At 61.5% G+C, this 7,608-nt stretch carries 11 protein-coding genes; 7 read left to right on the top strand and 4 right to left on the bottom strand.

Annotated features, from left to right (window positions below; all coding sequences use genetic code 11):
• Both NKI01_RS06920 and NKI01_RS06915 read left to right on the top strand, forming a co-directional pair.
• Window positions 1–756: 23S rRNA (adenine(2030)-N(6))-methyltransferase RlmJ (locus NKI01_RS06920; RefSeq protein ID WP_352962348.1), on the top strand; the 756-nt coding region annotated here is incomplete at its 5' end.
• Window positions 757–881: 125 nt separating this feature from the next.
• A complete protein-coding gene (locus NKI01_RS06915) occupies window positions 882–1,334 on the top strand; it encodes a hypothetical protein (RefSeq protein WP_352515785.1) in 453 nt (150 codons plus the stop codon).
• Between the two features lie 38 nt (window positions 1,335–1,372).
• On the opposite strand, the gene NKI01_RS06910 is transcribed toward NKI01_RS06915, so the two are convergent.
• Complete coding sequence (locus NKI01_RS06910; RefSeq protein ID WP_352481792.1) at window positions 1,373–1,735, bottom strand: VOC family protein; 363 nt, start codon at window positions 1,733–1,735, stop codon at window positions 1,373–1,375.
• A gap of 126 nt (window positions 1,736–1,861) precedes the next feature.
• Between NKI01_RS06910 and NKI01_RS06905 the strand changes: the two genes are divergently transcribed.
• Complete coding sequence (locus NKI01_RS06905; RefSeq protein WP_023719803.1) at window positions 1,862–2,614, top strand: sulfite exporter TauE/SafE family protein; 753 nt, start codon at window positions 1,862–1,864, stop codon at window positions 2,612–2,614.
• Window positions 2,615–2,655: 41 nt separating this feature from the next.
• Here the strand turns inward: NKI01_RS06905 and NKI01_RS06900 are convergent, their stop codons facing one another.
• Complete coding sequence (locus tag NKI01_RS06900; RefSeq protein ID WP_502895886.1) at window positions 2,656–3,291, bottom strand: TetR/AcrR family transcriptional regulator; 636 nt, start codon at window positions 3,289–3,291, stop codon at window positions 2,656–2,658.
• A 62-nt stretch (window positions 3,292–3,353) separates the two neighbouring features.
• Here NKI01_RS06900 and NKI01_RS06895 point away from each other — a divergent pair, with 62 nt between their 5' ends.
• Window positions 3,354–3,884, top strand: coding sequence for a DinB family protein (locus NKI01_RS06895; protein WP_031194232.1), 531 nt, complete (start codon window positions 3,354–3,356; stop codon window positions 3,882–3,884).
• 457 nt (window positions 3,885–4,341) lie between these two features.
• On the opposite strand, the gene NKI01_RS06890 is transcribed toward NKI01_RS06895, so the two are convergent.
• Complete coding sequence (locus NKI01_RS06890) at window positions 4,342–4,764, bottom strand: hypothetical protein (protein WP_210164499.1); 423 nt, start codon at window positions 4,762–4,764, stop codon at window positions 4,342–4,344.
• 535 nt (window positions 4,765–5,299) lie between these two features.
• Here NKI01_RS06890 and NKI01_RS06885 point away from each other — a divergent pair.
• From NKI01_RS06885 to NKI01_RS06875, 3 genes are all read left to right on the top strand, one after another.
• On the top strand, window positions 5,300–5,896 hold the full coding sequence (locus tag NKI01_RS06885; RefSeq protein ID WP_023719799.1) for a glutathione S-transferase family protein: 597 nt from the start codon (window positions 5,300–5,302) through the stop codon (window positions 5,894–5,896).
• Window positions 5,897–6,126: 230 nt separating this feature from the next.
• Window positions 6,127–6,648: a hypothetical protein gene (locus NKI01_RS06880; protein WP_352962367.1), complete on the top strand. Its 522-nt coding sequence runs from the start codon at window positions 6,127–6,129 to the stop codon at window positions 6,646–6,648.
• Entirely contained in the window at window positions 6,536–6,790 is a 255-nt protein-coding gene (locus tag NKI01_RS06875) for a Pr6Pr family membrane protein (RefSeq protein ID WP_352962344.1), read from the top strand. Before NKI01_RS06880 ends, NKI01_RS06875 begins: the two co-directional genes overlap by 113 nt.
• 97 nt (window positions 6,791–6,887) lie before the next feature.
• On the opposite strand, the gene NKI01_RS06870 is transcribed toward NKI01_RS06875, so the two are convergent.
• The gene (locus NKI01_RS06870) at window positions 6,888–7,538 is read right to left on the bottom strand and encodes an outer membrane protein (protein ID WP_023719797.1); all 651 of its coding nucleotides are present in this window, start codon (window positions 7,536–7,538) and stop codon (window positions 6,888–6,890) included.
• Between the last annotated feature and the right edge of the window lie 70 nt (window positions 7,539–7,608).

The following is a 7,608-nucleotide window of genomic DNA, read 5'->3' as shown; positions in this document are numbered from 1 at the left end:
CCAACGGGGTGGGGGGCACCCCCCCCCCAGGCGGCAAGCGGCGGATACTATCTGCCAAAACCCCACCCCAAAACCCGGGCCCAAGCGCCGGGGGGCTGGGCCGGGGGGGCCTTTGCCGCCCTCGACGCCCCGGCGGCGGCATTGCTGGCACCGTATCTTGGAGCCGTCCGTTCGCTCAATCCGGACGGCGGCGTGAAAAAATACCCGGGTTCGCCGCTGATCGCCCGGCACCTGCTGCGCAAGCAGGACCGGCTGTCGGCGGTCGAGCTGCACCCTAAGGATGCTGCCAGGCTGAAGGCGCTGTTCGACGGTGACTTCCAGACCCGGGTGATCGAGCTCGACGGCTGGCTGGCGCTCGGCGCGCATCTGCCGCCAAAGGAGAAGCGCGGCCTCGTGCTCATCGATCCGCCTTTCGAGGAAGAGGGCGAGTTCGGTCGCTTGGTCGACGGGCTGCAAAGAGCCCATCGGCGCTGGCCAGGCGGCATTTACGCGCTGTGGTATCCGCTCAAGGACCGCAAGGCGGTCGCCGCCTTCCGAAAGGCGCTGAAGCAAACGGGCATTCCCAGGCTGCTCGACGTCGGCTTTGAGATTAGGCCGGCCTCGGTCGAGCCGAGCCTCGACGGCTGCGGCATGGTGATGGTCAATCCGCCCTTCACCCTGGAGGGCGAGTTGCGGACGCTGCTGCCGGCGCTGCACCGGCTGCTTGCTGTCGAGCAGCCATCGCATTGGACGCTGGACTGGCTGGCGGGAGAGTAGTTTGAGGTGCGGTCCTTGCCGTTCCCTCAGCGCAACCTTCGTCACCGTAACCATCGTCACTACAACCGCTTGACCGCGCGTCAGCGAATCCGCACAGTGCGCGCAGTCGACCTTGAGAGGCTGCCATGACTCGCTTCGCCCAATCCGCCCTTGCCGCACTGCTCGCCGTTTGCACGCCGCTGGCTGCGCCTCTCGGCGTTACTCAGGCGGTGCAGGCCGCCGACCTTGCAATCTATACCGATGAGGACAGCGGCGTCTGCGGCGAGGCCTGGGTGCTGAACAAAATCACCGACCGCTTCTCGTATCAGGTGCATCACGTGCCGCATCTGCCGGATGTGCAGATCGTCGATTTCCAGCGCATCCACCAGCATCGCTATCTGCCGGCCGACGACACCTGGCCGATCGGCCGCCGTTATTGCGGCGCCACCGTCAGCCTCTCCGACGGCCACGCCCGCACCATCTGGTATCTGATCGAGGAAGGCCAAGGCTTTGCCTCGATAGGCGACAATGTCGAATTCTGCGTCTCGGGCTTCGACCGCTGGATGGTCTACAACGGCCGCTGCCGCGTCCTGCGCTGAACCAGTGCCTTCCGATTCCCGATGGATTGTTGCGTCACTTAGGTGGTCGAGAAAAGAAACACCTGACGGCCGTCAGGATCGCGGACGATCACACGCCTGCCCATAGCCGTCGCCTTGACATCCGCAATGATTCCAAAACCATTGGCCTTCGCGGCAGAAGCCGCTTCGTCCGCGTCGGTGACCTCGAAGCCGATCATCGTTCCCGCTCCTTCCGCCGTCGTTCCTTCGTTTGCCGGATAGAGTTCGATCGCGAGCCCTTGACCTTGGAACGCGAAATGTATCGGACCGGAGCCGTGCTGCTCTTGCCTGAAGACAATTCCGAAATTCGCATAGAAAGCCGCGGCTGATCTGGGGTCAGCCGAAAACCATGTGACAAATGCCAAGCTCGGCAAGGGGGGCATTCATACCTCTTTGGTGTGTGGACTGTCCGGCGCTCAAGGTCGGACGGAGGTTGCGAAAATCGTAGATTTCCATGCAGGTCAACGCCAACCGGCCACATCGATCACTTTGCGGGGAAACAGCACTACATGGATTCGCTTGTTTATATTGTTGCAATTGGGGCGGTCGTTGCAGGTTTCGTCCAAGGGCTGTCCGGGTTCGCTTTCAGCCTGGTTGCCATGTCGTTTTGGGTTTGGACCGTGGAGCCCCAGCTTGCTGCTGCCATGGCGGTCTTTGGGGCGCTCACCGGCCAAATCATCGCCGCCGTCACCGTCCGCCGGGGTTTCGACCTCAAGCTTCTGCTGCCATTCCTGATCGGCGGGACCATAGGAATTCCGGTCGGTGTCGCCATCCTGCCCCTGCTGGATGTGCACTTGTTCAAGTTGATCTTCGGCGCGCTGCTGGTCGTTTGGTGTCCCTTGATGCTTTTTGCCCGTCGCCTCCCTCCCATCACGTTCGGGGGTCCTGTTGCAGACGGTGCAATAGGTCTGGTTGGCGGCATCATGGGCGGGCTTGGCGGCTTCACCGGCCCGGTTCCAACGTTGTGGTGCGTGCTGCGGCAATGGGAAAAGGACAGGCAGCGCATTGTCATCCAGAATTTCAACCTTGTGACCCTCTCCATGACGATGGCCGCTTATCTTGCGACCGGAAAGATCAAGCTCGAAATGCTGCCGATGTTTGCCATCGTCGCGCCGGCGATGTTGATACCGACACTCCTTGGCGCGAGACTCTACATCGGCATCAGCGAAGCAACGTTTCGAAAGATCGTCCTCACGCTCTTGGCCGCATCAGGTGCGGCATTGCTGGCATCGGCCTTGCCGCATCTCATGAGCCGGGTTTGAATCCGACGTACAGAAATCCCCGACTTCCGCCGTGCCCTGCGCTATCGACCGATGCGGCCCGCGCCCGATAGGTAGGCGCAGATCAGTTCGACGAGTTGCTTTTGCAGCTCCGGCGCGGCGAGCATGTTCCGGCGTGCCGCGTTATGGATCACACCTTCGATCGCCGACGACAGCACGCGCGCGACGGTCTCCATGTCGGCGCCTTTCCTTGGCTTGCGATAGGCGGCGACGGCGGTCGCGTAGTGGTTGAGATATTGTGTCTGGAACGAAGCGTGGGCGGCCCTGGAGCCGCGATCGCCCGGCGCCTCGTCGAGCAGCACCTGATGCAGTGTCGGGTGAATGCTGTGCGCCGCGATCATGCCGCGCACCAGCTCCTGCGCGAATTTCCTGAGCGGCTTTTGGCCTTCCGCCGAATCGCGAATGACCGACAGCACATGATCGAAATGACGGCGCCGGACGGCTTCGAGCAGGGAAAGCTTGTCGGGAAAATACTGGTAGAGCGTGCCGATGCTCACGCCCGCAGTCTCGGCCACCTTGTTGGTGGTGAAGCCGGCCCAGCCCAGCCCGCTCAGAACATGAGCCCCTGCCTCGACGATCGCCTCTACGGTCGCCCTGGAACGCGCCTGGCGCGGCTGCTTGCGCATGCGCGGATACGGTTTTGCAATGCGAGTAGACACGCCCGCCCATTCTCCTGAAAATATGAACAACATACTCGCATTTCCAGAAAAGGACACCGACCATGAGTGCGCACGCCCTGCTTCGCAGCCTGTTTGCCTATCAGGCCTGGGCAAATGACGAACTGCTGGAAAGGCTCGTCAGTCTCGACCCGCCCGTTCACGGCAAGGAACGGCAGGCCGTGATACGGCTCATCGATCACAGCCATGTGGTGTCGCCGATATTCTCAGCCCACCTGGTTGGTGCAAGCCATGGCTACTCCGCCGACGCCAGCGAGGACACGCCGGCCCTCGACGAACTTCGTGCCGCAGTCGCGGCGACCGATCGGTGGTATCTCGATTATCTCGAAACCGTTTCGTCGCAACAGCTCTCCGAGCCCGTCGCATTCGTGTTCACCGACGGGGATAAGGCATTGATGTCGCGACAGGAAATGCTGACCCACGTCGTACTGCACGGCGTCTATCATCGCGGTGAAGCGGGGCGCATCCTGGCGCAGATTTCCGTCACGCCGCCATGGGATACCTTCGCCGTCCATCTCCACAGGGCCGAGCCTTCGCGCCGGCTGCAGAAGCAGCGCGAGCCGCTCGGCGCCTGAACGGCCGAGCGTTTTCGATTAGGAGATCGGCTCGACCGGATCTATCGAGCGATATCCTGTCTTTCAGAAATGCGAGCTATCTGCTTACTTTCATCGCGTCGTGCAAGATAGTGCAGCGGCGTGCTCGTCGCGTTGCTTCGTACTTACCTGTAGTTTATCGTTTCGGACAAGACGAGGCGGGCGACCGCCTTCGCTCTTGACAATGTTCGCGCTGAGCGTCGGACGTTGAAGCGCAGAGCTGGTCGAAAAGGTCCTGAGCTTGACGCGAAGACCGGTCGAGATAGAGCGAGCAGAATTTCTGTCGCAGAACTTCGCTGCGCGACACAAAGATTCGCAGCCGATTTTTGCACCGGTAAAATGGTCGCGCGCTCGCCGTAACCGAAACTTAAGCTGCAGAAATCATTCTAATGCTTCGCTGGCTAGCAAGCCGCGAGTCAGATATGCATTGCGCGCCGGGTCAATAACGGCCGTCGGCACAACGGAAGGGGCATGATATGGCTAAGCAGTCATCCAAAGCGCCGGCATCCAAGGCACCGGCAAAGAAAGCACCAGTAAAAGCAGCGGCGGCAAAGGCCGCAACTGCTGTGAAGAAAGCAGCACCCGCTGCCAAAGCGAAGGCCGCCGCGCCTAAGGCAAAAGCAGCGCCGGCGAAAAAGCCGGCCGCCAAGGCGGCAGCAAAACCAGCCGTGAAGAAAGCAGCACCTGCCAAGGCAAAAGCAGCACCGGCCAAGGCCAAGGCTGCACCGGCAAAGAAGGCGGCACCGGCCAAGAAGCCGGCTGCAAAGGCCGCTGCGAAACCCGCTGCGAAGAAGGCAGCACCGGCAAAGGCCGCCGCTGCAAAATCTTCCGCAGCAGTGAAGAAAGCAGCGCCCGCGGCCAAGCCGAAGGCAGCGCCCGCAAAGGCGAAGGCCAAGAAGTAGTCGCCGCTCTCCGATCGCCGGGGACAGTACTCAAGATAGCCAGGGCGGGATGCCGGACAGGCGCCTCGCTTGCTAGCTGACGGTCGGGCAGGACGAGAAAGAGGCGGGAGGAAGATGTCTTTTCGCAGCTCCCAGGACTTCGCCACGCGGCGAAGTCCGGTGGGATTTTCGTGGCTGCCAAAGACCAACCTTCGGTGCAAGGCCGAGTTGGTAGCTGATCGGATTTGGATTGTCCGACCTGCTCGCTTCTGCCGCCGCACCTCCGGCTCATCGCATCCAGATTGAAGTCGAGACAATGGCTGCGCGCTGGCGGCGCGGTTTTCCGCCTCTGGCCGTTGATGAAGCCAGCATGATCGGTCGTCAACAGTGCCCACGCACGAGCCCCAATCGGAATCGATTTTCGGTGAGGGTCATGCGCGAAGTCACAATGCTACCGCGTCCTCTTGCGCGTCCAACAGGACATATGGAGCTGTAGCCGGTAAACAGGAATCGACAATGCCCAGACTGCTCTACGCGTCTACTTCTCCCTACAGTTCCAAGGTGCGCATGGCAGCACTTCATGCCGGCATTGCGGTCGATCTCGTGCCGATAAAGACCGAGGAAAAGCCGGCCGCGCTGATCGGCGCCAATCCGCTCGGCAAGATCCCGGTGCTGGTGCTCGACGACGGCCGCTCGGTCCACGACAGCCGCGCCATCACCCAGCATCTCAACCGGATGTCCAAGAACGCATTGTTTCCGCGCAATCCCGACAAGCGCCTCGAGGCGGAGGTGCTGGAGGCGTTGGCCGACGGCATCTGCGACTGCGCGCTGTCGATGGTCTATGAGCGGCGCACGCGGCCCGAAGAGATGGTCTACCAGCCTTGGCTCGAGCGCCAGTGGAGCAAGATTTCGGCCGCGCTCGATCTGCTCAACGCCAACCCGCCGAAGCTGCCGAAGAAAATCACTGTCGGCCAGATCGCGCTGCGCGCTTGCCTCGGCTATCTCTCGCTGCGCTTCGCCGGAAAATGGGAAAAGGGCCGCGGCCGGCTGACGCGCTGGGCGGCACGCTTCGACGAGAAATTCCCGGAGCTGAAGCCCGGCATCCCGGCTTGAGGGCGGGGATGGCGAAGCTACCGATCTTCCCCTAATGCATGTCGCGCAAAAGTGTGCAGCGGTTTTGTGATAACGACATGCATAAAACAGGAACCTAAAGCGCGTCGCATGCCGCCGGTCGAACGCGACGCGCTTTAGCGGATTCCTGGCGGGGGAGGCGCAACGGCCAATTTCGACATGCTGGGAGTGAGCCGGGCCGGCGAGGCTGGAAGGTTGGTCTTGGGGGCATTTTGGTCGACAGACGTTCCGCCCAGTCTTATCGTCGCTTTCTCAAACGTAAGCCGGTGGGGGAGGGCGATTTGATACAGCGCTTGTTTGCCCTGATCATTTGTCTATCCGCGTGCACTGGCATTGGCCTTGAACTCAGCACCTTGATCAAGGGCGGTGCATCGATGCTTGGCTCGCTGTGGGTGTTGGTGGGATATTTCACGATCCTGACCAACGGTCTTGTCGCCATTGTATTCGCAGCCATAGCGCTCCTCGGGGAGCGTTTCGACCATCCAACGCTGGTGGCGTGGACGGCTGCCGTGATGGCCCTGGTCGGGGTGATTTTCGCGGTGTTGCTGCAAGGGCTGCGCACTTTGGCTGGCGCGACCGCCGAAGCAAACTTTCTGCTCCACCAACTCAATCCTTGTCTTATTGTTCTGGCTTCTATTCACGCGAAAGGGGAGGCTCTCGTGGCGCGATCCGCTTCTATGGGCGCTCTATCCCCTGGCCTATCTCGCTTATGCCCTGGCTCGTGGTGTCGCTGAAGGGAAATACGCTTACCCGTTCATAGATGTGTCCGCCAATGGCTGGGTCGCAGTCATGTCGAATGGCGCCACTATCGCCCTCGGTTTCATCGCAGTAGCCGAAGTTCTGGTCCTGGTCGACCGGATGCTGGCTCAACGCTGACCTCGAGATCACGCGTGCCCATGCCGACAGGATGGGCACCGGGCACAAAAAAAGCCGGGCGCGAGGCCCGGCTTTTTCGTGTCGTGGCTTGGACGACTTAGAACTTCATACCGACGCCGAAAGTGACGCGATTGTCGGTCGACTTGACCTTGCCGATACCGTCGAAGTTCTTGTCGCCGAAATCGGTGTAGCGGTACTCGACACGGCCGAACACATTGTCGGTAATCTTGATGTCGGTGCCGACGCCGGCCGTCCAGCCGAGCATGGTGTTGGTGTCGCTGAAGCCGGCGGCTTCCACCTTCTGGTTCTTCAGCGCGCCACCGGCGGTGCCGTAGAGCAGGATTTCCGGGGTAACAGCGTAGCCGAGGCGAGCGCGCAGCGAGCCTTCGACGCCGCCCTTGGCCTCGATGCCGGCATCGTCGCCCTTGACGCCGTTATAGCCGATATCGGCTTCGGCACCGTAGACGAAGTTCTCCTGCTGCCAGTTGTAGCCGCCGAAGACGCCGCCGACGAAGCCCTTGGTATCGATGTCGACACCAACGGTTTTGGCATCGGCATGGCCGGCGAAGCCGTAGCCGACGCTCACACCGGCATAGGGGCCGGCCCAGGATGCGACCGGAAGTTCGGCGATCGGGGCAGGTGCCGGCGGCTCTTCCTGAACCACGTCCGCGGCATAGGCGGTTCCGCCGAGGGCGAACAGCCCAAACGCCACCGCGAGCGGTCGCGCAAATTTAAGATTGGCTTGCATTGTTCTTTACTCCTTAAGCCACAGGACACAGGCTTGTTTTTTCATGAGCGCCCTCAACCCGTCCGGGGGG

Source organism: Mesorhizobium sp. M0815 (assembly GCF_040319995.1).
Taxonomy (GTDB): Bacteria; Pseudomonadota; Alphaproteobacteria; order Rhizobiales; family Rhizobiaceae; genus Mesorhizobium.
Note: the sequence above shows the minus strand (reverse complement) of the source record. Positions and strands in the feature narration are given on the sequence as shown.